The sequence below is a fragment of the Roseomonas sp. OT10 genome, from assembly GCF_020991085.1.
GTDB lineage: Bacteria > Pseudomonadota > Alphaproteobacteria > Acetobacterales > Acetobacteraceae > Roseomonas > Roseomonas cutis.
On the sequence record NZ_CP087719.1, the window covers coordinates 1,799,915 to 1,824,679 of the forward strand.

Consider the following 24,765-nt stretch of genomic DNA (forward strand, 5'->3'; position numbering starts at 1 on the left):
CGAACGGGGGCCCGTGGCCAGGGGAGTTCGGCGCGGGCCCCTCACGATGCTGGAGGAGGAGCGACCATGCCGGAGACCCGGCCCAGGACCCTGTTCGACAAGATCTGGGATGCGCACGTCGTCGAGACGCTTCCGGATGGGACCTCGCTCCTCTACATCGACCGCCACCTCACCCATGAGGTGACCTCGCCGCAGGCCTATGAGGGGCTGCGGCAGACGGGCCGCAAGGTGCGCCGCCCGGACGCCACCATCGCCGTGGTGGACCATAACGTTCCCACCGACGCCACGCGCTTCACCGGCGTGAACGAGGCGGAGAGCGCGCTGCAGATCGCGACGCTCGAGAGGAACGTGAAGGAGTTCGGCGTCCCCTATATCCCGCTGGACGACAAGCGGCAGGGGATCGTCCACATCATCGGCCCGGAGCTGGGCCTGTCCCTGCCCGGCATGACCATCGTCTGCGGCGACAGCCACACCTCCACCCACGGCGCGATGGGCGCGCTGGCCTTCGGCATCGGCACCTCGGAGGTCGAGCACGTGCTCGCCACCCAGACGCTGCTGCAGAAGCCGGCGAAGAACATGCGCATCACCGTGGACGGCCGGCTCGGCTTCGGCGTCACCGCCAAGGACGTGATGCTGGCGATCATCGGCAAGATCGGCACGGCCGGCGGCACCGGCCACGTCATCGAGTTCGCGGGCGAGGTGATCCGCGGGCTCGACATGGCCGGCCGGATGACGATCTGCAACATGTCGATCGAGGCGGGCGCCCGCGCCGGCATGGTCGCCCCCGACGAGACGACCTTCGCCTATGTCGCGGAGCGTCCGATGGCGCCGAAGGGCGAGGCGCTGGCCCGGGCCATCGAGTACTGGCGCACGCTGCCCTCCGACCCCGGCGCGCATTTCGACACGGAGGTCGTGCTGGACGGCAACGCCATCGTGCCGCAGGTCACCTGGGGCACCTCGCCCGAGACGGTGGTGCCGGTGACGGGTCGCGTGCCCGACCCGGCCGAGCAGGCGGACGAGGCGAAGCGCGCGCAGATGCAGCGCATGCTCGACTACATGGGCCTCACGGCGAACACGCCGATGGAGCAGGTGAAGATCGACGCGGTCTTCCTCGGGTCCTGCACCAATGGCCGCATCGAGGACATCCGCGCCGCGGCCGCCGTGCTGAAGGGGCGCAAGCTGGCCCCGGGCGTGCGCGCCATGGCGGTGCCGGGCTCCGGCCTGGTGAAGGAGCAGGCCGAGCAGGAGGGGTTGGACCGCATCCTGATCGAGGCGGGCTTCGAATGGCGCGAGGCGGGCTGCTCCATGTGCCTGGGCATGAACCCGGACAAGCTGAAGCCCGGCGAGCGCTGCGCCTCCACCTCGAACCGCAACTTCGAGGGGCGGCAGGGCCCCGGGGGACGGACCCACCTGCTGAGCCCGGCCATGGCCGCCGCCGCCGCGGTGACCGGCCATCTGACCGACGTCCGGGAGCTGATGCGCTGATGCAGCCCTTCACCACCCTGACGGGCATCGCCGCCCCGCTGCCGCTGGCTAATGTCGACACGGACATGATCATCCCGGCGCGCTTCCTGAAGACGATCGCGCGCACCGGCCTGGGCAAGAGCGCCTTCGCCAACATGCGCTACGCCCCGGACGGGAGCGAGAAGCCGGAGTTCGTGCTCAACCAGGAGCCGTACCGCAAGGCGGAGATCCTCATCGCCTTCGAGAATTTCGGCTGCGGCTCCTCGCGAGAGCATGCGCCCTGGGCGCTGTTGGACTTCGGCATCCGCTGCGTCATCGCCCCGGACTTCGCCGACATCTTCCACAACAACTGCTTCAAGAACGGCATCCTTCCCGTCCGCCTGCCCCGCGAGGTCTGCGAGAAGCTGATGGAGGATGCGAAGCTGGGCGGAAATGCGCGGCTGACCGTCGATCTCGCGCGCCAGGTGATGGTGCGGCCGGACGGGGAGGAGATACCCTTTAACGTCGACCCGCTGCGCAAGCACCTGCTGCTCAACGGCCTGGACGATATCGGCCAGACCCTGCAGCACGCCCCGGCCATCGACTCTTACGAAGCCCGGCTGCGCCAGACGCAGCCGTGGATGACCGGGACGGAGAGCATCGCCTGATGGCTGCCAACAAGAAGCTGCTGATCCTGCCGGGCGACGGCATCGGGCCGGAGGTGATGCGCGAGGTCCGTCGCGTCATCGACTGGATGGGCCGCCGCCGCGCCATCTCCTTCGAGATCCAGGAGGGGCTGGTCGGCGGCGCCTCCCTCGATGCCGCCGGCACGCCCTGCTCGGACGAGACGGTGGCCCAGGCCAAGGCGGCGGACGCGGTGCTGTTCGGCTCCGTCGGCGGGCCGAAGTGGGATTCCTTGCCCTTCGACAAGCGGCCGGAACTCGGCATCCTGCGCCTGCGCAAGGAGCTGGGCCTTTTCGCCAACCTGCGCCCGGCGACGGTGCTGTCGCCGCTCGCCAACGCCTCGTCGCTGAAGCCCGAGATCGTCACCGGGCTCGACATGATGATCGTGCGCGAGAGCACCGGCGGCATCTATTTCGGCGAGCCGCGCGGCGTCTCTACCGATGCGCAGGGCCGCCGCGTCGGCATCGACACGGAGATCTACACCGAGGACGAGATCGCCCGCGTCGCGCGCATCGCCTTCGAGCTCGCGCGCGGCCGCCGCAACAAGCTGACGAGCGTGGACAAGGCGAACGTCATGCAGTCCGGGCGGCTGTGGCGTGCGGTGGTGTCCGAGATCGGCAAGGCGGAGTTCCCCGACGTGGAGCTCAGCCACATGTACGCGGACAACTGCGCCATGCAGATCGCGCTGAAGCCGCAGCAGTTCGACGTGATCCTGGCCAGCAACATCTTCGGCGACCTGCTCTCCGACCTCGCCGCGGCGCTGACCGGCAGCCTCGGCATGCTGCCGTCGGCGACGCTGGGCGCGCCCGACGAAACGGGCAAGCGCAATGCGCTGTACGAGCCGATCCACGGCTCCGCGCCCGACATCGCGGGGAAGGGGATCGCGAATCCCTGCGCCCAGATCCTGTCCTTCGCGATGCTGCTCCGCTGGTCGTTCGGGCTGGAGGAGGAGGCGAAGCTGATCGAGCAGTCGATCGAGAAGGTGCTCGCGGGCGGATTGCGCACGGCCGACATCATGTCCGCCGGCACCGCGCGGGTGGGCACCTCCGTGATGGGCGAAGCGGTCGTGCGCGAGCTCGACAAGCTGTCCGCGTAATCTTTGCGGAAATCGGTGACGGTGGGCTTGCGTCCCCCCGTCACCTCGGATATCTCGCCGCCACCGGCAAGCGCCCGTAGCTCAACTGGATAGAGCGCCAGACTACGGATCTGGAGGTTGGGGGTTCGAATCCTCCCGGGCGCGCCAGGTCTCCCCGACATTGCTGCACCACCCCAAGGCCCGGCCATCGCCGGGCCTTTGGCGTTTTGCCGTCCAGGGTCCGGCCCCGGCTGACCGGGGCCGGGGATGGTTCAGGTGCCGGCCTTCAGCGCGTCCCGCAGGCGCTTCTCCTGCTCCTCGGTCAGGTTGGTGCGCAGCACGGTGCCGCCGAACTCCGCCATGGCGGGCACGACCTTATCCGCCGTCACCTTGCGGAACAGCACGCAGAGCGCGGCGCCGCCCGGCGGCAGGGCGCTGGCCGCGTCCTTCAGGAACTTGTCGTCGATTCCGATATCGGTGAAGTAGCCGCTCAGCGCCCCGGCCCCGGCACCGACCGCGGCACCGAGCAGGGGGTTCAGGAACAGCAGCCCCACCAGGGTCCCCCAGAGCGCGCCCGATGCCGTGCCGGCCGCCGTGGTGTTGATCAGCTGGTTCAGCTTGATGTTGCCGTCCGGGCTGCGCACCGCCACGACGGCGTCGCCCAGCTCGATCAGGTACTCCTTCTGCAGCGTCAGCAGCTTCTGCCGCGCGGTCTCGGCCGTCTGCTCATTCGGGTAGGCGATGATGACGAGGTCTGCCATGGGGCGCTCCTGTGGTTGGCGCGTCGACGCCACCAGGAGTCTAGGGCGGCGTCGGGACCGAACAAGGGAGCGCGCGTCGCAGCACTGTGTCAGCCGCCTTCATTGTCGGCCGCCATGTCTCAAGCGCTTGTGACGGCTGCAGGGTGACCGGCGCACCGCTGTCGCTCAGTATGGGGCCATGCCCGATCGCGACCTGACCCTGGAACTCACGGATGCCGCGCCGCCGGAAGCCCGGGATGCGGTGCTGGCGCCGCTGATGGCCTTCAACCTGGAGCAGGCCGGCCCGCCTCAGATGCGGCCCCTGGCGGTGCTGTTGCGGGACGAGGAGGGGATGATCCAGGGCGGGCTGTGGGGCCGCACCGGCTGGAGCTGGCTCTTCGTGGAGCTGCTGGTGGTTCCCGATCCCCATCGCGGCCGCGGCCTTGGCACGGCGCTGCTGCGGCAGGCGGAGGAGGAGGCGCTGCGGCGAGGGTGCGTCGGCGCCTGGCTGGATACCTTCAGCTTCCAGGCCCCGGGATTCTACCTCAGGCAGGGCTACGAGATCGTCGGCACGATCCGGGGGTATCCGCCGGGCCATTCCCGGCATTTCCTGCGCAAGCGGCTGGTGGAGGGGGAGGACGAATGAGGCGCGCAGCTCTGGCCCTGTTGGCCCTGGGCCTGGCATGGCCGGTCCTGGCGGCGGAGCGGGAACCCGACCGGCGGCGCGGAGAGGCCGGTGCGGAGAGCCTTGAGGAGCGCTGCCGGCGAGAGGTCGAGCGGCGCCATCCCCCCGGTACCTTGTCGCGGAACCGCGGCGAGCGCGGCCAGTTGATCCAGGCCTGCATCGCCCAGGGGGGACGGATGCCCGGCGGTTGACGTGACAGGGCCTGGCTTTCCAGGGCGGGCGAGGCGTGGAAAGAAGGGTGGATGCTGCCGCGGCGCCTGATTCCTGCCCTCCTGCTGGGCCTCCTCGGTCCCGGGACCGCCTGGGCCCAGGATCCGAGCTTCACCCTGGTCAACCGGACCGGGCAGCCCATCCATGAGGTCTACGCCTCCCCGTCCAGCGAGCGCAGTTGGGGCCACGACCGGCTGGGCAGCGAGGTCATCCCGCCCGGACGCAGCCACCTGGTGCGCATCCCCTTCCAGGGCGAGTGCGTCCACGACATCCGTATCGTGACCGCCAGCGGCGCGGCGGAGGAGCGGCGGGGACTGGATACCTGCCGCCTCCGCAGCATCGCCTTCGGCGCCGGGAGCGAGCCGGCAACGGGCCCCGGGGTGGGGGCCCCCGGGGTGGGGGCCAGGGTGACGGCGCCGAGCGCCATGGGCCGCGAGGGGAACCCTTCCTTCAACCTGCTGAACCGGTCCCGCCGGGACATCCGCGAGATCTATGCGACCCCGGCCAGCCGCGCCGACTGGGGACCCGACCTGCTCGGCGCGACGATCCTGCCGCCCGGCCGGAGCCATGCCGTCCGCCTGCCGCTGGGCGAGTGCCGCTACGATGTCCGGGTGGTCTATGACGGCGGGGCGAGCGAGCAACGCCGGGACGTCGATACCTGCGGCCTGTCCCAACTGGTCTTCCCGTAGCCGCCGCCGGGCGGCGCGGGCAGGGAGCCCGCCGTCGCCGGTCAGCTCCCTGGCCGCGCTGGGTGGCGGCTGGCCGGGCTGGTGCCGGCATGCTGGCGGCGGCCGGAACCCGGACTTGTGCCGCACGATGCCACTGCCCTGGCGTCGCTGCACCAACGCCATCGCCCCATCTGGTTTCCAAGGAAACTTCCTGTCCGGTCCCAGGATTTGGTTGAGTAGGAAACCAATGACCCGCGCCACGCCGGGCGGAATGCCTCCGGCCTCGCCCGCCGGTTCCCGCAACCTCGCCGGTCCCTCGGTGGCGATAAGGGGGGAGCGGGAACACGCTCCCCCTGCGAGTCGCCTCAGGCAGCCTGGGCCAGTGCCTTCCAGACCACCTCGGGCGTCGCCGGCATGTCCAGATGCGTCACGCCGACCGGGGCCAGGGCATCGACCAGTGCGTTCATCACGGCGGGCGGCGAGCCGACCGCTCCCGCCTCGCCGGCGCCCTTCACCCCCAGCGGGTTGGTGGCGCAGGGGACGGCGATCAGGTCCACCTCGATCTCCGGCAGGTCCTCCGCCCGCGGCAGGGCGTAGTCCATGAAGGAGGCGGAGAGCAGCTGGCCGCTCTCCGGGTCGTAGGCGGTGCGCTCATGGATCGCCTGGCCAATGCCCTGCGCCACGCCGCCATGCACCTGCCCGCGGACGATCAGCGGGTTCAGCGCATGGCCGACATCGTCCATCACCAGGTAGCGCTTGACCTCGGTGATGCCGGTGTCCGGGTCCACCTCCACCTCGGCGATGTGGCAGCCGTTGGGGAAGGTGCCGAAGGGGACCTTCGCGACCTCGGCGGCATCAAGGGTGGTGGCATCCTCGCCCCGCGCCTTGGCCTCGCGCTGGCGCTGGGCCAGCTCCAGGATGCCGATGGCGCGGTCCGTGCCGGCGATGGCGAAGCGGCCGCCGCCGGGGCCTGCGGCTTCGAACTCGATATCCGCCGGCGCCGCCTCCAGCGCCTCGCTCGCCGCCTGCTTGCCGCGCTCCAGCACCGTGGTGGTGGTGGCGAGCAGCGCCGTGCCCTCGGAATAGAGGGACCGGGCGCCGCCGGTGCCGCCGCCGGTGGGGATCTCGTCGGAATCGCCCTGCAGCACACGGATCTTCTCGATCGGGATGCCAAGCTCGCTCGCCGTGATCATGGCATAGGCCGTCTCATGCCCCTGGCCGGTGGACTGGGTGCCCACCAGCACCTCGACCATGCCGTCAGACGCGAAGCGCACCTCCGCCCGTTCGCTCGGCGCGCCGCCCGTCGCCTCCAGGTAGTAGGCGAGGCCGATGCCGCGACGCTTGCCGCGCTTCTCCGCCTCGGCGCGGCGCGCGGGGAAGCCCGCCCAGTCGATGCGCTCCAGCGCCGAATCCAGCACCAGTCGGAAGTCGCCGCTGTCGTACTTCTGGCCGATCGCGGTGGTGTAGGGCATGGCGCTGGGCGGGACCATGTTGCGACGGCGCAGCTCGATCCGGTCGATCCCCATCTCCCGCGCCGCGGCGTCGATCAGCCGCTCGACCAGGTAGTTGCTCTCCGGCCGCCCCGCGCCACGATAGGCGTCGACCGGCGTGGTGTGGGTGAAGACGCCGATGACATGCGCGTGGATCGCCTGGAAGTCGTAGACGCTGGCAAGAACCTTGGTGCCCGCGCCGGTCGGGATGAAGGGCGCGAAGTTGGAGAGGTAGGCACCCATCCCGGCGACGTTGTGCGTGCGCAGCGCCAGGAACTTCCCGTCCTTGTCCAGCGCCAGCTCGCCGCGCGTGATGTTGTCGCGGCCGTGCGTGTCCGACAGGAACGCCTCCGTCCGCTCCGAGGTCCACTTCACCGCGCGGCCCAGCTTGCGGGCGGCGTAGCAGACCAGCGCATACTCGACGTAGAGGAACAGCTTCATGCCGAAGCCGCCGCCCACGTCGTGGGTGACGACGCGGAACTTCTCGGGCGGCAGCTTGAAGACATGCTCCGCCAGCATGTCCTTCACGTGCCAGGAGCCCTGCGTGCCGGCATGCAGGGTGAACTTCCCCTCCGCCGCGTCGTAGGAGGCGAGCGCGGCGCGTCCCTCCATGCTGGACACGACGATGCGGTTGTTCACCACCGTCAGGGTGGTGACGTGCGCCGCCTTCTCGAACAGCGCGTCGGCCTTCGCCTTCTCCCCCGCCTCCCAGTCGAAGACGGTGTTGTTCGCCGCTTCCTCCCAGACCTGCGGCTGTCCCGGGTCGGTGGCGGTGGCGAGGTCGGTCACGGCGGGCAGGACGTCATAGTCCACCATCACCGCCTCGGCGGCATCCTTGGCCGCCTCCAGGCTCTCGGCGACGATGAAGGCCACCGGGTCGCCGACGTGGCGCACCACCCCCTCCGCCAGCAGGCCGCGCGGGCCCATGGCCTGGGTCGAGCCGTCGCGGTTCTTCAGCACGGCGACGCAGGGGATGATGCCGATCCCGTCGGCCTTCAGGTCCTCGGCCGTGTAGATGCCCAGAACCCCCGGCAGCGACGTCGCCGCCGCGGTGTCGATGGACAGGATGCGGGCATGGGCGTGCGGGCTGCGCAGCAGGGCCCCGACCGCGGCTCCCTGCACCGCCAGGTCATCGGTATAGCGACCGCCACCCACCAGCAGGCGGGGGTCCTCGATCCGGCGCAAGGGCTGGCTGAGGCCGAACTTCGCCATCGTCTCGTTCCTCCGGGTGTTCTGGCGGCATCATCGGCCAAGCGGCCTGGGCCGGGAAGGGGGCTGCGCCTCAAGGGTGGGCGGATGGCCGGCGCCCACGGCCGCGAAGGGTGCGACGGGCCGCGCCGGATGCGGGCCGGCCCGCGTGACGTCGCGGCGCGCGGGGGCCTTCAGCGCGGCGGGACGAAGGTCTGCTGCACGGCGCGGAAGGCGTCCAGCGCCTCGCAGCGCGCCGCGTGGGCGGAGAGGGCGGGGCCCGGGGCGAAGGCGGGCGTGCCGGCCTGCGCCTCCCCCAGGAAACGCAGGACGCAGGCCAGGGCGATATCCGCATGGCCCGGCGAATCGCCCCGCCAGAACGGGGCCGGGCAGGTGGCCCTCTCCGCTTCCAGCACCGCCAGCACGTCGGTGATCTGGGCGCGGCAACGGGTGATCCAGGCCTCGGAGGGCGGATCGTGCAGCACCCGCTCGTAGACCAGGCTCACCGCCTTGTCGGCCAGCCCGGTGGCCAGGGCGCAGCGCCGGAGGTCGCGGCGACGCTCCGGACCGGCCCGGGCGATCAGCGCCCGCCCGGGGCCGACCGTCTCGTCCAGGTGGTCGAGGATGGCGCCGCTCTCCAGCAGCACCTCGCCATCCTCCAGCACCAGGGTCGGCACGCGGCGCAGCGGGTTGAAGGCCGCCAGCCGGTCGGCATCCCCGAAGGTGGACCAGGGCCGATGCTCGACGTCCAGCCCGTAGAGGCGGAGGGCGATGCCGACGCGCCGGACGAAGGGCGAATCGAACTGGCCGATCAGGATCATGCCTGCCTCCCCTGCCGGGCCGGCTTCCCGCCGGCCTTCCGTCGTCGCTCCTGCCGTCCCCCGGTGGCCTCAGGCCGCCGGATCGCCCTTGCGCGGGCCCTGGTCGTGATAGCCGATCTTGTCCTTCACCGTCTCCCGCACGCGCTGGAAGGTCACGTAGAGCATCGGGATGACGAAGATGCCCAGGGCGGAGGCCGCGATCATGCCCCAGAAGACGGGGGTGCCGACGGCGCGGCGCGAGGCGGCGGCGGCGCCGGTCGCGATCACCAGCGGCACCAGGCCGAGCACGAAGGCGATGGAGGTCATCATCACCGCGCGGAAGCGCAGCCTTGCGCCCTCGATCGCCGCCTCCCGGATCGGCATGCCGCGCTCCCGTGCCTCCTTGGCGAACTCGACGATCAGGATGCCGTTCTTCGCCGCCAGGGCGATCAGCACCACAAGGCCGATCTGGGCATAGATGTCGAGCGACAGGCCGGAGAGCATCACCCCCAGGAAGGCGCCCGCCACCGCGACGGAGACGGAAAGCAGCACCGGGACCGGGATGGTCCAGCTTTCGTAGAGCGCCACCAGGAAGAGGAAGGCGAAGAGCAGCGCGAGCGCCAGGATGATCGCCGTCTGCCCGGAGGCCAGCTTCTCCTGATAGGCGGTGCCGGTCCATTCGAAGCCGTAGCCGCTGGGCAGGGTGGTGCGCGACAGCTCCTCCATCGCCTGCAGCGCCTCGCCCGAGGAGACGCCCGGCCTGGGCGCGCCGCTGATCGAGATGGCGCGCAGGTTGTTGTAGCGGAAGATGGTCTGCGGCCCGAGCACCGTGCGCACGTCGGCGAAGGCGCGCAGCGGCACCATCTCGCCGCGCGTGTTGCGGACATGGATGCGCCAGACATCCTCCAGCGCGCGCCGGTCCTGGAACTCCGCCTGCAGGTTCACCTGCCAGGTGCGGCCGAACAGGTTGAAGTCGTTGACGTAGAAGCCGCCCAGCGTGGTCTGCAGCGCGGTGAAGATGGCGCTGATCGGCACGCCCAGCGTCTGCGCCTTGTCGCGGTCCACCTCGAGATAGAGGCTCGGCGTGTTGGCCGAGAAGGTCGTGAAGACTTGGGTCAGCCGCGGGTCGCTGTTGCCGGCCGCGATCATGCCCATGGCGGTGGCGGCAAGGTCCTCCACCGACCGGCCCTCGTAGTCCTGCAGGATGTACTCGAAGCCGCCGCCCGTGCCGAGCCCCTGGATCGGCGGCACGTTGAAGGCGAAGATGTTCGCGGTGCGGATGACCTGGGTCTGGCCGAAGACCCGGCCGATGGCGGTCTGCACGCTGTTCTGCACCCCGGCCCGGTCGGCGAAGGGCTTCATGCGCACCACGACGAAGGCCGAGTTGGACTGCGCGCCGCCGTCGATCAGGGAGAAGCCGACGATGCTCAGCGTGCCGAGCACGGCGTCGTTGGTGCGGACGATGTCCTCGATCTGCCGCACCACCTCGCGCGTGCGGGAGACGCTGGCGGCCGGCGGCAGCTGCGCCTGGATGAAGAAGGCGCCCTGGTCCTCGGCGGGGAGGAAGCCGGTCGGGGTCATCCGGCTGAGCTGCCAGATGCCGGCGCCGACACCCCCGACGATCAGCACGGAGAGGATGGCGAGGCGCACCAGCCGGGATACCACCCCGGCATAGCGGTCGCGGGTCCAGTCGATGCCGCGCAGCACCCGCCCCATGATCCCGCGCCGGCCGCCGCCATGCGCCGCATCCGGATGCGGCCGCAGTAGCAGGGCGCAGAGGGCGGGGGACAGGGTCAGCGCGTTCAGCGCCGAGATCAGCATCGAGGCGGAGATGGTCACCGCGAACTGCCGGAACAGCTCGCCCGACAGGCCGGGGATGAAGGCGATCGGGACGAAGACCGAGAGCAGCACCAGGGTGATGGCGATGATCGGCGCGGTGATCTCGCGCATCGCCTGCTTGGTGGCGTCGGCGGGGCTGAGCTGCGGGTGCTCCTCCATCACGCGCTCGACGTTCTCCACCACCACGATCGCGTCGTCGACCACGATGCCGATGGCCAGCACCATGGCGAGCAGGGAGACGGTGTTGGCGGAGTAGCCCAGCCCCAGCAGCACGACGAAGGCGCCGATCAGGCTGACCGGCACCGCGATGGTCGGCACGATGGTGGCGCGCCAGGAGCCGAGGAAGACGAACACCACCACGACCACCAGGACGAAGGCCTCGCCCAGCGTCTTGATGACCTCGTGGATCGTGTCGTTCACGAAGTCCGTGCTGTCGTAGAAGACGCTGGCATCCACGCCCTGGGGGAAGCGCTGCCGCAGCTCGTCCAGCCGCTGGTGGAAGGCGGCGGACACGTTCACGGCATTGGCGCCGGGCGCCAGGTAGACGCCGAAGGCGACGGAGGGCTGGCCGTTGTAGCGGTTCTCCGTCTCCATGCTCTGGGCGCCCAGCTCGATCCGCGCCACGTCGCGCACCCGCAGCAGCGAGCCGTCGGGATTGGCGCGGATGATGATGGCGCCGAATTCCTCCGGGCTGCTCAGCCGCCCCTTGGTCTCCAGGTTCATCTGGAAGGCCTGGTCGTCCGGCGCCGGGCGGCCGCCCAGCCGGCCCACCGCCGCCTGCACGTTCTGTCCCTGGACGGCGGTGACCACGTCCGAGGGGGTCAGGTTCAGCGAGATCAGCCGGTCCACCTCGAACCAGATGCGCATGGAGTAGTCCTGCGCGCCGAACAGGCTGACCTGGCCCACGCCCGGCACGCGGGCGAGGGTGTCGAGCATGTTGATGGTGAAGTAGTTCGACAGGAACAGCGGGTCCTGCTCGCCGCTGCTCGAGTAGAGCATGCCGAAGAGCAGCACGGAGGAGGACTGCTTGCGCACGGTCACGCCGGCGCGCTGCACCTCCTGCGGCAGCCGGGCGAGCGCGGCCTGGACCCGGTTGTTGACGTTGACGGTGTTGATGTCCGCGTTGGTGCCCAGGGTGAAGGACACGTTCAGCGAGTAGGTGCCGTCATTGGCCGAGCGCGAGGACATGTAGATCATGTTCTCGACGCCGTTGATCTGTGCCTCGAGCACCTGGCCCACCGTGGATTCCAGCACGGCGGCGTTGGCGCCGGGGTAGCGGGCGCTGACCGAGACCTGGGGCGGCACGATGTTGGGGAACTGCGCGACCGGGATGCGGGTGAGGGAGATCAGCCCCGCGATGGTGATCACGATGGAGATGACGATCGCCAGCCGCGGGCGATCAACGAAGATGGCGGAGATCATGGCGCGTCCGGCTCAGCCACGCCCGGCCGGGGCGGTCCGGCCGCCGCCCGGCGCGGCGCCGGGGGTGGCACCGGGTGCCGCGCCGGGGGCCGCACCGGGGGCCTGGGCCGGCGGGGCCGCGTTCACCGGCTGCCCCACACGCACACGCTGGATACCCTCGGTGACGACGCGTGTGCCGGGCTCCAGCCCGCCTTCCACCACCACGTCGCCGCCGAGGCTGCGGCCGAGGCGGATGTTGCGCCGCTGCGCCTTGCTCTCGCCGTCCACGATGAAGACATAGGCGCCCTGCTGGTCCTGCAGCACGGCGGAACGGGGCAGCACGATGGCCTGCACCGGCTCCACGCCCTGGACCAGCACGTTCACGAACTGCCCGTCGATGAGGTCCCGGTCGGCGCCGGTCACGGTGGCACCGGAACGGAGCGGGTTCGGCAGCAGGGCCCGCACCAGGATCGTGTCGGTGTTGCGGTCGATCTGGTTGTCGATGAACTCGATCCGCCCGACCTGGCCGTAGATCCGGCCGTCGCCCAGGCGCACCCGGACCTCCACCGCGCGGGCCCCCCCGCGGTCGGCGTAGCGGTCCCGCAGCTCCAGCGCCTGGCGGGTGCTGATGGGGAAGGAGACGCGCATCGGGTCGACCGAGACGATGGTCGCCAGCGCCCCCGAATCCGGCCCGACCACGTTGCCGACCGTGAAGTTGGTGCGGCCGATCTTGCCGTCGATGGGCGAGGCGATCTCGGTGTAGCCGAGGTTGATCTCGCTCGTCCGCACTGCGGCCTGCGCGCCCAGAAGCTGGGCCGCGGCCGTCCGCTCCTGCGCCACCGCATTGTCGAGGGAGACGCGGGTGCCGGCGTTGGTGCGGACCAGCTCCTGCGCCCGTTGCAGGCTCACCCTGGCATTGGTCAGCTCCGCCTCGGCGGAGGCCACGGTGGCGCGGGAGCGGGCGAGGTCGGCCTCGAAGGGCGCGCGCTCAAGGCGGTAGAGGATGTCGCCCCGCTTCACCTCGCGGCCTTCGGTGAACGGGCGCTGCTCGATGGTGCCGGTGACGCGGGCGCGGATATCCACCCGCTCGACCGCTTCGATGCGGCCGACGAACTCCGTGCTCTCCGTCACGGGGCGCGGATTCACCTGGGTGGCGGTGACGGCTGGCGGGCCCTGGTTCCCCATCTGGGCCCAGGCCGGGGGAAGGGGCATCACCGAGCCCAGCGTGGCCCCCAGGATGGCCAGGGCAAGTCCCTTTTTCATAATCCTGCCTCCAGGCCAAGCCGCGTGGTGTGGACCGCTGGACGGTGCCTGCCGCGAGGCCGAGCATGGGGAACCACCTTCCAGGGGGAAGCCCACCTCCTGCGGTTGCTGCTGATGGCTCCGTCGGATGAGAGAGATGGGGCAGGGAACCGGAGGCGGTCAAGCGGCCCTGCTCTGCGGAACGGGATGGCGGGCCCGGCATTCCGCCGGGCCGGATCGATCATGCATGGCATCGGAACAAAGATTTCACGGCCCCGGCCGATGAATCGAATTGACACCGGGCGGCCGGCGAAAGGAGGGTTCATCACGAGCGCGTTATCGCGCCGGTAGCTCCGCGCCGCAGGAAAGAAGAGGGCCATGGATAGCTGGCACGCCCCGGCCATGCCGAACGGGAGGCTGGCCATCATGCTGCTCCCGGGGACCCGATGGATGTATGATGTAGAAGGTGGTGGCGGGCGATGAGGCCGGAAGCCACTGGCGTCGCGGCGGTCGATCGCGCCCTGCTGATCCTGCAGGCCTGGCGGATCGGGGACGGCCCGCTGCCGCTGCGGGAGCTTCACCGCCGCACCGGCCTGTACAAGAGCACGATCCTTCGCCTGCTCGCCTCGCTGGAGCGGAACCGCTGCGTTCTGCGCCTGTCCGACGGCTACTGGGCCCTGGGCCCGATGCTGCAGCACTGGGGGCAGGTCTACGAGCGTGGCCTGGACGTCCCGGCCATCGTCCGCCCGGCCCTGGAGCAGCTCGGCTCCGCCTCCGGGGAGCAGGCCTCCTACTGGATCCGGGACGGGGATATGCGGGTTCGCCTGCTTCGCGTTCCCGCAGGCATCGAGGACAGGGACGAGGTCGGCGCCGACCGGGTGCCGCTCGGCCAGGGGGTGACCGGCCGCGTCCTCGCCGCCCCGGTCCCGCCCGCCGGCGACCTCGGCGTGGCGGAAGCGGAGCTGATGGAAAGCGGCGAAAGCCCGGAAACCAAGCGTTCCGTCCTGGCCGCCGCGGTCTTCGGTCCTGGCGGAAGCATCCGGGGGGCGATCACCCTCGCCGGCCCGCCGGAGCGGATCACCTCCGACCTCGATCGCCTCCGGCCGCTCGTCCTCCACACCGCCCGGTCCGTCTCGCACGCCCTGGGGGCAGGGCTGGCGGGCTGATCAGCCTCTTGCCGACGGTGGGATGACCTGTCGCGCTGTGGTGTTCTGGTAGGGGACCGGGAGGGGACGCCGGCCTGCGGTATCGAAGCCGTGCGTCGATCCCCGTCCCAGACCCTCCCCTGCCGGGGCCACAAGCGGGCCCCGGTCCCCGCTGGGAGTCTGGCGCTACAGGGCTGCCGTGAGCCTCCGGGCTCAGCCCTGACGGCGCGCGGACAGGCGGGACTCTGGAAAAGAGTTACAGGCGTCAGCGAGCGCGGCGGCCGTACCCGCCGAGGAGCCATGCTCCTCGGCGCCGCGACCCCGTCACAGACTGCCGCGCGGCAGCGCTGATCGGGTCCAGGGCCCGCAGGGTCCTGGCGGAGTGGGGGTACGGGGGCGAGGCAGAGCCTTGCCCCCGGGCCATGGGCTCTACGCCGGCACGGACCGGCGCATTCCGCCGTGTCCGTATCAGGCGGGCCGGCCGGCGCCGCGGGTCAGGAGCAGGAAGCCAAGGGTACAGCCTGCCAGCGCCAGGGCCAGGAAGGTGAGGGCGGCGCCGATTCCCCAATTGGAGGCAACCAGCCCGGATGCCGGCTGCAGCACCGCCGCCCCGAGGAAGAAGGACAGGTTCACGGCGGAGAGCGCCTTGCCCACCTGGTCCGGCGCCACGGCGGCGCGGGTGAGGGCGAAGGCCAGGGGCTGGCTGCTGATGGCCAGGCCGAACAGCACCAGCGTCGCCACGTCCCAGGCGGGCGGCAGCGGGCCCGCCGGGCCGCCGGGGCCCCCCGCGACCAGCAGCAGCAGGAAGCCCGCGGCGAGGAAGTGCCCGAGCGCCAGGATCAGCCGGCGCCGATGGAGCCGGCGATCCAGCACGCCCGCCAGCGCCGGGCCGACGATCAGCGCCAGCGTCCCCAGGAGCAGCACGTTGCCCGCCGCCAGGCGGGTGAGGCCCTTCACCTCCATCAGCCAGGGTCCGCCCCACAGGCCGCGCACGCCGATCACGGCGGCGAAGGAGGCGAAGGCGAAGACCACCAGCCCGCGCAGCGCCGGGGAGGCCCCGAGCCGCAGCACTTCGCGCGCATCGCCCGTCATGCTGCGGCCGGGCTGCGTCGTCGGGCGGTCGCGCACCAGCAGCAGGACCAGCGTCGCCACGAGCAGGCCGAAGGCCAGGGCGGCCCAGAAGCCGGCGCGCCAGCCCGCCTGCTCCACCAGCCAGGCGAGGGGGGAGGCGGTCAGCAGCATGCCGAGGTTGCCCAGCCCCTGGATCAGCCCGGACCACAGGCCGAACTGCGCCGGGGTCAGCAGCTTGGCCGCGAGCGTCATCGGCGTGATCAGCATGCCGGCGCTGCCCAGCCCCATCACGATCTGCGCCAGCAGGAAGCCCCAGGGACCGCCCGCCAGCGCCGCGATCGCCGCGCCCAGCGAGACGGTCAGCAGCAGGGCGAGCGAGACCGGCCGCACCCCGTAGCGGTCCAGCGCCACCCCGACCGGCACCTGCGCCGCGGCGAAGGTGAGGTGGTAGGCGCCGGTCAGGCTCGCCAGCCCCTCCGGGCTGACGCCCAGATCCGCGCTCAACAGGTCGGCGGCGATGGCGGGCAGGGTGCGGACCGCATTGGACAGCATATGCCCCATGGCCAGCACCACGAGCGGCAGCACGAAGGCTGCCGACGCTTCCTTCGCGCCGTGGCTCACGCGGATCTCCTCCCTGGGGCCCTCCGGCCCGGCCGGTTGTCCCGGCTGCTGGTCGTTCTGATGAGGTGGTGCCGGCCGGGCCTGCAACGGCCCGGCCGCGGCCGGGTCAGCCGCGGAACATCTTACCCGGGTTGAGGATGCCCTTCGGGTCCAGCGTCGCCTTCAGCGAGCGCATCACCGCCAGCGCGTCCGGGCCGTGCTCCTGCTCCAGGAACTCGCGCTTGCCGATGCCGACGCCATGCTCGCCGGAGCAGGTGCCGCCGAGCGACAGGCCGCGCGCGACGATCTTGCGGTCCAGCTCCCAGGCGCGCTCCAGCCCGCGCGGATCGTCGGGCTCGACCAGGATCACGGTGTGGAAGTTGCCGTCGCCGGCATGGCCGACGATGGGGGCGCTGAGGCCCGAGGCCTCGATGTCCTCCTTGGCGCCAAGCAGCGCCTCGGCGAGTCGCGAGATGGGGACGCAGACGTCGGTGGCGATGCCGCGCGATCCGGGCTTGCTGGCGATCGCCGCCCAGTAGCCGTCGTGCCGCGCCTTCCACAGGCGGTTGCGCGACTCCTGGTCGGTGGCCCAGGCGAAGCCCAGGCCGCCCATGGCGGTCGCGATCTCCTCCACCGCCTGCGCCTGCTCCGCGACGCCGGCCGGGCTGCCGTGGAACTCCAGGAACAGGGTGGGCAGCGGCTGCATGCCTTCCAACTTGGAGTAGGCGATGCAGGCGGCCATCTGCACCTCGTCCAGCAGCTCGATCCGCGCGACGGGGATGCCCGACTGCATCACCGCGATCACCGTCTCCACCGTGCCGCGCAGCGAGTCGAACTGGCAGACGGCAGCGCTGGTCGCCTCCGGGATGCCGTGCAGGCGCAGGCGGATCTTCGTGATGACGCCCAGCGTGCCCTCGGAGCCGATGAAGAGGTGCGTCAGGTCGTAGCCGTTCGCCGCCTTGCGCACCCGCCCGCCGGTGTTGATGACGCGGCCATCGGCCAGCACCACCTCCAGCCCCATGACGTTCTCGCGGATGGTGCCGTAGCGCACGGCGTTGGTGCCGGAGGCGCGGGTCGCGCACATGCCGCCGATGGTGCAGTGGCTGCCGGGATCGACGGGGAAGAACAGGCCCTGGTCGCGCAGGTGGTCGTTCAGCGCGTGGCGCGACACGCCCGGCTCGATCAGGCAGTCCATGTCGTCCTGGCTGACCTCCAGGATGCGGTCCATGCGCGAGAGGTCGAGCACCAGCCCGCCGCGCACGGGCGTCACGTGCCCTTCCAGCGAGGTGCCGGCGCCGAAGGGCGTCACCGGCACGCCATGCCGGTGGCAGAGGGAGAGAATGGCCGAGACCTCCCCCGTGCTGGTGGCGAAGGCCACGGCGGAGGGCATCACCGGCGGGTGGGTGTCCTCGCCATGGCTGTGCTGCTCGCGGACGGAGGCATGGGTGGAAAGCCGGTCGCCCAGCAGGTCCCGCAGCGCCGTGAGCAGGGCCTCCGGCATGGCGACGGCGGGTTCGGGACGGGTCTGGACGTTCATGCTCGGCGGCTCCGATGTCCGCAGGGAGGGCGCTCCCGCCGAGCGGCGGGAGAGGGCGGGACGGGGCAGGGGCCGTCCGGCGGGATGCCCGCGGGAGGGGCGCCGCCAGGCCGGTGCGCCCGGCACCGCGGATGGAGCGGCGAGACTAGACCGGCGCGCGGGCCGGCGCATCCCCGCCGCACGCATTGCCGCCCGGCGCGCCGCCGGGCCCGCAGCGGGCTGATTTCCGGGCCATTCCAGGCCGCGGCCGGTTCCGGCGCGGGATGTTCCGGCCTAGCGTGCTGTTCCCTGACATGAGGAGGAAACGAATGCCCAATGCGGTGAAGCAGGCCTGGAAGGCAGGACGCGGGACGGTCAACGGGTGGCTGTCCATCCCCTCCGGCTTCAGTGCCGAGGTGATGGCCCAGGCCGGCTTCGACAGCCTGACCGTGGACATGCAGCACGGCGTGCAGGACTACCATTCGATGGTGGCCTGCTTTCAGGGCATGCAGCCGCACGGCGTCGTGCCGATGGTGCGGGTGCCGTGGAACGAGCCGGGCATCATCGGCAAGGTGCTGGATGCCGGCGCCATGGGCGTCATCTGTCCCATGATCAACACGCCGGAGGAGGCGCAGGCCTTCGTCGCCGCCTGCCGCTACCCGCCGCTCGGCAACCGCAGCTTCGGCCCCATCCGCGCCGGCATCTACGGCGAGGCCGGGACCTATTTCGGGACGGCGAACGACGACGTCGCCGTGATCCCCATGATCGAGACCCGCCAGGCGCTGGACAACCTCGACGCCATCCTCGACGTGCCGGGGGTGGATGCGATCTATGTCGGCCCGTCGGATCTCGGCATCTCGCTGGGCCTGCCGCCGCGCATGGACCGCGAGGAGCCGGAGATGCTGGGCCATTACGAACGCCTGGTGAAGGCGACGCGCAGCCGCGGCCAGGGAATCGGCATCCACTGCGCCTCCGGCGCCTACATCCGCCGCATGCTCGACATGGGCTTCACCTTCGGCACGGCGGGCAATGACAGCGGCTCGATGCTGCTGTACTCGCGGGCGCAGGTGCAGGCGGCGCGGGGCGACTGACCGCCCCGGGCGGGGCGGCTCCCGGCCTCAGCTCGCGGCCGTGAGGAGGTGGCGCAGGCGCAGCTCCTCATGGTCCAGCTCCCCGGCCAGGGCCGTCAGCGTCCGCTCCGGCAGCGGCTGCGCCGAGTGGTAGGTCAGCAGCGCCGACCGCCCGGCCCGCAAGGCCATGAGGCGGAGCTGCAGCCGCGCGGTCAGCTCGGCGCGCGACGCGCCGCTGGCCACGTTGTCGTATACCCGTTCGATGTCCCGGTAGGGCGGCAGCAGGTCGCGGGCGATGGCACCGTCGATCGGGCTGTCGATACGCTCCTCCAGCGCCTGCCGCTCCGCATGGGTCACGATGCGCCGGGCCATGGCCTCGGCCGGCGGCATGCCGGCGCGCGGCGGCTCCTCGACGTCGAGGGCGCGGATCAGCCAGCCCAGCGTCGTGCCCTGCACGACGAGCGTGGCCAGGATGGTGCCGAAGGCCAGGAAGACCAGCAGCTCGCGCTCCGGCATCGTGGCCGGCAGGGCCAGCGCGGCCGCCAGCGACACCACGCCGCGCATCCCGGCCCAGGCCACCACCGTGACATGCGCGGCGCGCGGCGCGGGCGAATGATGGGCGAGGGGCGGCAGGCTGCGGGGGATCCAGTTCGTCGGGAAGACCCAGAGGAAGCGGGCCAGGATGACCGTCAGGGACACCGCCAGGGTCAGCCCCAGCAGATCCGGCCAGCTCCGCCCCGGCAGCCGGTCCAGGATTCCGTTCAGCTGGAGCCCCATCAGGATGAAGACGAAGCTGGTCAGGAGGAACTCGGCGAAGGTCCATACCGCCGTCAGCTGCACCCGGGTCTCGGCGCTCAGCCGGTCGCGCGCGCGGCGGACCACCACGAAGCCGCCCGTCACCACGGCGATGACGCCCGAGACGCCCAGGGCCTCGGCCGCCGCGTAGATGACGAAGGAGACGAGGAAGGAGAGGGAGGTCTCCAGCAGGGTGTCGTTCAGCCGGGCCACCACCCAGGCCGCGGCGCGGCCGCTGGCCCAGCCCACCGCCACCCCGCCCAGGCTGACGAGCAGGAAGGACAGGCTGGCCTGACCCCAGGATACGCCCCCGGCCGCCAGCGCGCCCAGCGCGGCGCGGTAGAGCACGAGGGAGGAGGCGTCGTTGATGAGGCTCTCACCCTCCAGCACCGTCACGATGCGCGCGGGGATGCGCAGCCGTTGCAGCACCGCGCTGGCCGCCACCGCATCGGGCGGGGCCACCAGCGCGCCCAGCGCCACGGCCGCCGGCCAGGGCAGGTCCGGCACCAGGCCCTTCAGCACCAGGGCGACGCAGGCGGCGGTGAAGAGCACCGCACCCAGCGCGAGCAGCAGGATCGGGCGAAGGTTCTCGCGGAAGGCGTTCCAGTCCGTCCGCCAGGCACTGGCCTGCAGCAGGGGCGGCAGGAAGAAGGCCAGGGCCAGCTCCGGATCCAGCCGGACGTGCGGCAGGCCCGGGATCAGCGCGATGACCATGCCGCCGACGACCAGCACCGCGGCATAGGGCAGGTGCAGCAGCCGGGCCACCAGCGCGCAGCCGATGCAGGCCACGAGCAGCAGCAGCATGGCGTCGAGCAGCACCATGCCTAGGCGTCGCCCCCTGCTGTCCCGGCCATGCGGGTGGCTCCGCCTGCCGCGGCGCCGACGGTCATGGGCACCATGCGGCCAGGCCCGGCCGTGCGAAGCGTCCGCACGGCCTCAGACGCGGCCGTAGGTATCCTCGATGCGGACGATGTCGTCCTCGCCGAGGTAGGAGCCGGACTGGACCTCGATGAGGGTGAGGGGGATCATGCCGGGGTTTTCCATGCGATGGACGCAGCCCAGCGGGAGGTAGATGCTCTCGTTCTCGCGCAGGAGCACGCGCTCGCCGTCGCGCTCGACGATGGCGGTGCCGTTGACCACCACCCAGTGCTCGGCGCGGTGGTGGTGCTTCTGCAGGGAGAGCTTGGCGCCGGGGCGGACGGAGATCTTCTTCACCTGGAAGCGGCTGCCCAGGATCAGCCCCTCGTAGTGGCCCCAGGGGCGGTAGACGCGGCGGTGCTCGGTGGCCTGCGGCACGCCGCGGGCCTTGAGCCGCTCCACCAGCTTCTTGACGTCCTGCGCCCGCGCCCGCGGCATCGCCAGCACCGCGTCCTCGGTCACCACCACCACCGCGTCGGTCAGCCCGATCACCCCGGTCAGGATGCCCTCCGAGCGCACGAAGCAGCCCTGGGCGTCCAGCAGCTCCACCGGACCCGTCGTCGCGTTGCCCGCCGCGTCCTTGGGCGAGACCGCCCACAGCGAGTCCCACGAGCCCACGTCCGACCATTCCAGCGACAGCGGCACCACCGCCGCATGCGGCGTCTTCTCCATCACCGCATAGTCGATCGAGACCGACGGCGCCGCCCGGAACGCCTCCGCCCCCAGCCGCACGAAGTCCAGGTCGCGCACCGCCTGCCCCATCGCCGCCCGCACCGCCGCCAGCAGCTCCGGCTCCAGCCGCTCCAGCTCCGCCAGCCAGGTCGCCGCGCTGGCCACGAACATGCCCGAGTTCCACAGGTAGCGCCCGCTCTCCAGGAAGCCGCGCGCCGTCGCCGCGTCGGGCTTCTCCACGAAGCGCGCCACCCGCTGCACCCCCGCCACCCCCTCCAGCGGCGCCCCCGCCTCGATGTAGCCATAGCCCGTCTCCGGCGCCGTCGGCCGCATCCCGAAGGCCACGATTGCCCCCGCCCGCGCCGCCTGCGCCGCACGCTCCACCGCCGCGTGCAGCGCCGCGAGGTCCTCCATCACGTGGTCGGCCGCCATCACCCACAGCACCGCATGCGGGTCCTCCTCCGCCGCCAGCAGCGCCGCCGCCGCAATCGCCGGCGCCGAGTTGCGCCCCTCCGGCTCCAGCAGGATCCGCGCCCCCGACACCCCCGCCTCGCGCAACTGCTCCGCCACCAGGAAGCGGTGCGGCTCCGACGCCACCACGATCGGCGCCGCAAACCCGGGCCCCGCGCCCCGCGCCGCCGTCGCCTGCAGCATCGTCGCCTCGCCCCCCAGCGGCCAGAACTGCTTCGGATACCCCTCCCGCGACAGCGGCCACAGCCGCGTCCCCGTCCCCCCGCTCAAAATCACAGGCACAAGCTTCGGCTCGGCGGGGGTCATGGCAGGCAGGTCCTCGAACGGCGGAGCGGATCACCGGCGAAGGCGCCGGAAGGGAAGGGCGGTGACCGGCGCTACGACCGCGCCTGCTTCCGCAGCAGGAGGCGATCCGCGGCCGCCATCCCGGCCAGGGACCGCTCTAGAGCAGATCAGGCGCCGGGGAAATCGCCGGAACGGATGGGGCCGGCCCCGGAAATGACGAAGGCCGCCCCGGGAAGCCCCGGGGCGGCCTGTCGTTGCGTCCGGACGGGAAGGCCGGGGCCTACTCGGCCAGCGCCTTGTCCTTGCCCTTGCGCAGGCCGGGCAGCAGCATCGCGCCCAGGGCCAGCGCCCCGATCGCCAGCAGCACGGCCGAGATCGGGCGCTCCACGAAGACGATCGGATCGCCGCGCGACAGCAGCATGGCGCGGCGCAGGTGCTCCTCCATCATCGGGCCCAGCACGAAGCCGATGAGCAAGGGCGCCGGCTCCATCTTCAGCTTGGAGAAGATGTAGCCGAGGATGCCGAAGATCAGCGTCTGGTACACGTCGAAGACGCTGTTGTTCAGCGAGTACACGCCGATCGCGCAGAAGACCAGGATCGAGGGGAACATGTACTTGTAGGGAACCTGCAGCAGCTTCACCCACATGCCGATCAGCGGCAGGTTGATGACCAGCAGCATCAGGTTGCCGATCCACATCGAGCAGATCAGGCCCCAGAACAGATCCGGCTGGGCCTCGACCATGCGGGGACCGGGCTGGATGCCCTGGATGATCAGCGCGCCGACCATCAGCGCCATCACGGCGTTCGCGGGGATGCCCAGCGTCAGCAGCGGGATGAAGCTGGTCTGGGCGGCGGCGTTGTTCGCGCTTTCCGGACCGGCCACGCCTTCGATGGCGCCGTTGCCGAACTCGTTCCGGCCCTTCGAGACCTTGCGCTCCATCATGTAGGAGCCGAAGGCCGCGAGCGCCGCGCCGCCGCCGGGCAGGATGCCCAGCACCGAGCCCACGAGCGTCCCGCGCAGCACGGCCGGGGTGGCGCGACGGAACTCCTCGCGGGTCAGCATCAGGCTGCCGACCTTGCCGCTCATCACCTCGCGCGCCTCGGGGCGCTCCAGGTTCAGGATGATCTCGGCGATGCCGAACATGCCCATGGCGATCGAGACGAAGCCGATGCCGTCCGACAGCTCGGGGATGCCGAAGGTGAAGCGCTGCTGGCCGGTCTGCACGTCCGTGCCGACCAGGCCGAGCGCCACGCCCAGCACCACCATCGCGATCGACTTCACCACCGAGCCCTGCGCCAGCACGGCCGAGATGATCAGGCCGAGCAGCATGAGGGAGAAGTAGTCGGCCGGGCCGAAGGAGAGCGCGACCTGCGTCAGCATCGGTCCGGAGGCCGCGACCAGCAGCGTGGCGACGGAGCCGGCGAAGAAGGAGCCGACGGCCGCGATGGTCAGCGCCGCGCCCGCCCGCCCGTTGCGGGCCATCTTGTAGCCCTCGAGCGTCGTGACGACCGAGGAGACCTCGCCCGGCAGGTTCAGCAGGATGGCCGTGGTCGAGCCGCCGTACTGCGCGCCGTAGTAGATGCCCGCCAGCATGATGATGGCGGTGGTGGCCGGCTGCCCGAAGGTGATCGGCAGCAGCAGCGAGATGGTCGCCACCGGGCCGATGCCGGGCAGCACGCCGATGGCCGTGCCGATCAGCGCGCCGAGGAGGGCGAAGAGGAGGTTGTCGAGGGAGAGGGCGACGGCGAAGCCGTGGCCCAGATTGGCAATCAGGTCCATGGGACGGTTCCGCCGGTCAGAAAATGGTGGGCCAGAGCGGGACCCTGATATCCAGCTCGTAGATGAAGACGAACCAGCAGAGCACGCAGAGGAAGATCACCATCCCGACCACGCCCAGAGGGGTGTGCGTCTCGTCCGAGAGCGCCGCGACCACGATGCACAGCGTCAGGGCGATGATCAGGCCAAGCGGCTCCAGGCTCAGCCCGAACAGGGCGAGACCCGCATGCACCAGGGCCAGGGGCCGCCAGCCGGGGGCGATGGCCAGGACCAGCAGCCCGGCGAGGAAGGCGAAGCCGATCTGCGACCAGCTGGCCGTGCCGATTCCCATCCGCTCCAGCACCTGCCAGACAATCAGGCCCGTGGCAGTGCCCAGAAGCGCGGTCAGAACCTCCATCCTGGTCCAGCGCTGCAGTGGATCGGGCCCGCTCTTGAGACCGATTATGACGACGACCGCGCCGAGGGCCAGCAGCAGCCAGAACACCAGCATGGGCATGTAGCCCGGGCCCATGCGACGCGCCGATCCCAACGTGTGGTCGAGGTTCAGCCAGAGCCCGATGGCGGCTAGCGCGATGAGCAGCCCCCCCGAGATGACGTCCTTGGCATTAATCTTCAACTGACCCTCCCCCCGCACTCGTCCGCGGCAGCCGATCGGGCAAAATGGCAAGAGCCGGCCTGTCCACGCCCTGCCACCGCGTGGTGACGACCGGGCGGCCGCAGGCCGAGGCGTGCGACCGGCGGCAATCCACGCGGCATCAGGGGCAACCGGCAACCAGGAGACGCCCCGTCCCTCCCGGCCGCGTGACTTCTCTCATTCCGATGACTGGCTTGCAATGCTTTGGCCTTATGGGGTTTCCATGAAAAATTCGCCATGCGCCCCCGAAGCAACGATCTTTCCCGGGGAATGGAACGGACCGATGGCGGATCGTCAGGGTACGGACTTGTCCTGCCGCGCCGGCTGGCGCCTCCTGGCGGCCGAC

18 protein-coding genes and 1 tRNA gene are annotated in these 24,765 nt (G+C 71.2%); 8 read left to right on the forward strand and 11 right to left on the reverse strand.

What is annotated here, in order from left to right; all coding sequences use genetic code 11:
• The first annotated feature begins 66 nt into the window (after positions 1 to 66).
• From leuC to LPC08_RS08315, 4 genes are all read left to right on the forward strand, one after another.
• Positions 67 to 1,485, forward strand: a complete 1,419-nt coding sequence (leuC, locus tag LPC08_RS08300) for a 3-isopropylmalate dehydratase large subunit (RefSeq protein ID WP_230452228.1) — start codon at positions 67 to 69, stop codon at positions 1,483 to 1,485.
• Positions 1,485 to 2,111 (forward strand): 3-isopropylmalate dehydratase small subunit, encoded by a 627-nt coding sequence (gene leuD, locus LPC08_RS08305; RefSeq protein WP_230452229.1) that lies wholly within the window; start codon positions 1,485 to 1,487, stop codon positions 2,109 to 2,111. Before leuC ends, leuD begins: the two co-directional genes overlap by 1 nt.
• Positions 2,111 to 3,223 carry a 3-isopropylmalate dehydrogenase gene (leuB, locus tag LPC08_RS08310; protein WP_230452230.1) on the forward strand — a complete coding sequence of 371 codons (1,113 nt, stop codon included), beginning with the start codon at positions 2,111 to 2,113 and terminating at the stop codon, positions 3,221 to 3,223. Before leuD ends, leuB begins: the two co-directional genes overlap by 1 nt.
• A gap of 70 nt (positions 3,224 to 3,293) precedes the next feature.
• Positions 3,294 to 3,370, forward strand: a tRNA-Arg gene (locus LPC08_RS08315).
• 104 nt (positions 3,371 to 3,474) lie between these two features.
• On the opposite strand, the gene LPC08_RS08320 is transcribed toward LPC08_RS08315, so the two are convergent.
• The gene (locus tag LPC08_RS08320) at positions 3,475 to 3,963 is read right to left on the reverse strand and encodes a DUF1269 domain-containing protein (protein WP_230452231.1); all 489 of its coding nucleotides are present in this window, start codon (positions 3,961 to 3,963) and stop codon (positions 3,475 to 3,477) included.
• A gap of 178 nt (positions 3,964 to 4,141) precedes the next feature.
• On the opposite strand from LPC08_RS08320, the gene LPC08_RS08325 reads away from it, so the two are divergent.
• Both LPC08_RS08325 and LPC08_RS08330 read left to right on the forward strand, forming a co-directional pair.
• The gene (locus tag LPC08_RS08325) at positions 4,142 to 4,588 is read left to right on the forward strand and encodes a GNAT family N-acetyltransferase (protein WP_230452232.1); all 447 of its coding nucleotides are present in this window, start codon (positions 4,142 to 4,144) and stop codon (positions 4,586 to 4,588) included.
• A gap of 281 nt (positions 4,589 to 4,869) precedes the next feature.
• The gene (locus tag LPC08_RS08330) at positions 4,870 to 5,526 is read left to right on the forward strand and encodes a hypothetical protein (protein WP_230452233.1); all 657 of its coding nucleotides are present in this window, start codon (positions 4,870 to 4,872) and stop codon (positions 5,524 to 5,526) included.
• A gap of 344 nt (positions 5,527 to 5,870) precedes the next feature.
• Here LPC08_RS08330 and LPC08_RS08335 read toward each other — a convergent pair whose 3' ends face one another.
• From LPC08_RS08335 to LPC08_RS08350, 4 genes are all read right to left on the reverse strand, one after another.
• Complete coding sequence (locus LPC08_RS08335; RefSeq protein ID WP_230452234.1) at positions 5,871 to 8,207, reverse strand: xanthine dehydrogenase family protein molybdopterin-binding subunit; 2,337 nt, start codon at positions 8,205 to 8,207, stop codon at positions 5,871 to 5,873.
• A 170-nt stretch (positions 8,208 to 8,377) separates the two neighbouring features.
• Positions 8,378 to 9,004, reverse strand: a complete 627-nt coding sequence (locus tag LPC08_RS08340) for a glutathione S-transferase family protein (protein ID WP_230452235.1) — start codon at positions 9,002 to 9,004, stop codon at positions 8,378 to 8,380.
• A 69-nt stretch (positions 9,005 to 9,073) separates the two neighbouring features.
• Positions 9,074 to 12,244, reverse strand: coding sequence for an efflux RND transporter permease subunit (locus LPC08_RS08345; protein ID WP_230452236.1), 3,171 nt, complete (start codon positions 12,242 to 12,244; stop codon positions 9,074 to 9,076).
• Between the two features lie 12 nt (positions 12,245 to 12,256).
• Complete coding sequence (locus tag LPC08_RS08350) at positions 12,257 to 13,486, reverse strand: efflux RND transporter periplasmic adaptor subunit (protein ID WP_230452237.1); 1,230 nt, start codon at positions 13,484 to 13,486, stop codon at positions 12,257 to 12,259.
• A 458-nt stretch (positions 13,487 to 13,944) separates the two neighbouring features.
• Between LPC08_RS08350 and LPC08_RS08355 the strand changes: the two genes are divergently transcribed.
• A complete protein-coding gene (locus LPC08_RS08355; protein ID WP_230452238.1) occupies positions 13,945 to 14,631 on the forward strand; it encodes an IclR family transcriptional regulator in 687 nt (228 codons plus the stop codon).
• Positions 14,632 to 15,078: 447 nt separating this feature from the next.
• Here LPC08_RS08355 and LPC08_RS08360 read toward each other — a convergent pair whose 3' ends face one another.
• Both LPC08_RS08360 and LPC08_RS08365 read right to left on the reverse strand, forming a co-directional pair.
• Positions 15,079 to 16,302 carry an MFS transporter gene (locus LPC08_RS08360; protein ID WP_230452239.1) on the reverse strand — a complete coding sequence of 408 codons (1,224 nt, stop codon included), beginning with the start codon at positions 16,300 to 16,302 and terminating at the stop codon, positions 15,079 to 15,081.
• Positions 16,303 to 16,408: 106 nt separating this feature from the next.
• Positions 16,409 to 17,818, reverse strand: coding sequence for an FAD-binding oxidoreductase (locus LPC08_RS08365; RefSeq protein WP_230452240.1), 1,410 nt, complete (start codon positions 17,816 to 17,818; stop codon positions 16,409 to 16,411).
• Positions 17,819 to 18,126: 308 nt separating this feature from the next.
• On the opposite strand from LPC08_RS08365, the gene LPC08_RS08370 reads away from it, so the two are divergent.
• Complete coding sequence (locus tag LPC08_RS08370) at positions 18,127 to 18,888, forward strand: HpcH/HpaI aldolase family protein (RefSeq protein WP_230452241.1); 762 nt, start codon at positions 18,127 to 18,129, stop codon at positions 18,886 to 18,888.
• Positions 18,889 to 18,915: 27 nt separating this feature from the next.
• Here the strand turns inward: LPC08_RS08370 and LPC08_RS08375 are convergent, their stop codons facing one another.
• From LPC08_RS08375 to LPC08_RS08390, 4 genes are all read right to left on the reverse strand, one after another.
• The gene (locus tag LPC08_RS08375; RefSeq protein ID WP_230452242.1) at positions 18,916 to 20,484 is read right to left on the reverse strand and encodes a Na+/H+ antiporter; all 1,569 of its coding nucleotides are present in this window, start codon (positions 20,482 to 20,484) and stop codon (positions 18,916 to 18,918) included.
• Positions 20,485 to 20,598: 114 nt separating this feature from the next.
• The gene (locus LPC08_RS08380) at positions 20,599 to 22,029 is read right to left on the reverse strand and encodes a mannose-1-phosphate guanylyltransferase/mannose-6-phosphate isomerase (RefSeq protein WP_230452243.1); all 1,431 of its coding nucleotides are present in this window, start codon (positions 22,027 to 22,029) and stop codon (positions 20,599 to 20,601) included.
• A 259-nt stretch (positions 22,030 to 22,288) separates the two neighbouring features.
• Complete coding sequence (locus LPC08_RS08385) at positions 22,289 to 23,788, reverse strand: tripartite tricarboxylate transporter permease (RefSeq protein WP_230452244.1); 1,500 nt, start codon at positions 23,786 to 23,788, stop codon at positions 22,289 to 22,291.
• Between the two features lie 16 nt (positions 23,789 to 23,804).
• Positions 23,805 to 24,401: a hypothetical protein gene (locus LPC08_RS08390; protein ID WP_230452245.1), complete on the reverse strand. Its 597-nt coding sequence runs from the start codon at positions 24,399 to 24,401 to the stop codon at positions 23,805 to 23,807.
• Positions 24,402 to 24,765 lie beyond the last annotated feature (364 nt).